Annotated in this window: 1 protein-coding gene; it reads left to right on the top strand. The window is 56.4% G+C overall.

Features of this window, described 5'->3' with window-relative positions; translation table 11 throughout:
• The first annotated feature begins 75 nt into the window (after positions 1-75).
• Positions 76-1,278: an IS701 family transposase gene (locus G3574_RS28010; RefSeq protein ID WP_235953671.1), complete on the top strand. Its 1,203-nt coding sequence runs from the start codon at positions 76-78 to the stop codon at positions 1,276-1,278.
• Positions 1,279-1,442: the final 164 nt, after the last annotated feature.

Raw genomic sequence — 1,442 nt, 5'->3', positions numbered from 1 at the left:
AATACTACAGCTGTAAGTATGCGGAATGAGTGAGACGAAATCGTGTCCAAGCCTTTGTTGATGGAGGGTACGGCCATGGACGAGGTCGCAAGGCAGTATGTCGAGCTGGGCGAAGGCTGGCGGGACGATCTGGAATGCTTGTTTTCCTATATCAGTCCACGCTTCGGTCGGGTGGATCGGCAACGGCATGCTTGGGAGTATTTGCTCGGACTGCTGAGTTCGGTGCAGCGCAAGAACGGCTGGCAGTTGGCCGAAGCTGTGGAACATGAGACGCCCTATAGTTTGCAACATTTGCTGGATCGAGCGCCTTGGGATGCCGATGCGGTACGCGATGACTTGACCGAATACATTTCGCAGGAACTGGGTGATCCCAATGGGGTGCTAGTGGTCGATGAGACGGGTTTCCTCAAGAAGGGAACGCATTCGGCAGGGGTGCAACGGCAATACAGCGGCACGGCCGGCCGCATTGAGAATTGCCAGGTTGGGGTGTTCATGGCTTATGCCGGCCAGCACGGGCGCGCCCTGATGGACCGGGAATTGTATCTTCCCAGGGAATGGGCCGAGGACGAGGATCGTCGCCAGGCTGCAAAGATTCCGGACCATATTGAATTCAACACCAAGCCCCAGCTGGCGCAGCAGATGATTGGGCGCGCGGTGGCGGCAAAGGTGCCGTTTGCCTGGATTACCGGCGACGAAGTCTATGGCGATAATCGTAGTCTGCGTGTCTGGCTAGAGCAAAACGACCTGCATTTCGTGCTTGCCACCCGCAGCAACTCCCATGTCTGGACGCAGCAGCTGCGTCAGGCAACCGTTGAGACGTTGGGCAACACCGTCACAGAGGCTGATTGGCAAACCCTGTCTGCCGGAGACGGCACCAAGGGGCCACGCTGGTACGATTGGGTACGCATTCCCCTGCTATCGTGGCAAATGCTAGGCGAGCGCTGGCTCATGCTACGGCGCAGCCGCTCGGATAACAAGCTAGCTTATTATGTCTGTTATGTACCTGCTGGAACGGACCTGCAAACGATGGTACAAGTTGCCGGGATGCGCTGGATGGTGGAAGAATGCTTTGAAGCGGCCAAAGGCGAAGTCGGCCTTGACCAATACGAGGTGCGTAGCTGGCACGGCTGGTATCGGCATATCACCATGGCGATGCTGGCCCATGCGTTCCTTGCTGCGGAATGTACCGCCAGCGCAGAAATCGATCCTCTCAAAAAAAAGCCGGTGCGGAGCAGGATGGAGAAATGGAAGCGGCACCGGATGCGATCATCGCATTGACGGTGCCGGAAATCAGAAAGTTACTGTATCAACTCGTATGGCGTTGGTTACCGGACCTGAGGATGGTTATTCACTGGTCGTTATGGCGAAGACATCATCAGGCAATCGCCAATTTCTACCATCGCCGCCGCAGAGTGCAGCCAGCATGACTTACAGCTGTAGTA

The sequence above is a fragment of the Noviherbaspirillum galbum genome (assembly GCF_010974945.1).
Classification (GTDB): domain Bacteria; phylum Pseudomonadota; class Gammaproteobacteria; order Burkholderiales; family Burkholderiaceae_D; genus Noviherbaspirillum; species Noviherbaspirillum galbum.
Note: the sequence above shows the minus strand (reverse complement) of the source record. Positions and strands in the feature narration are given on the sequence as shown.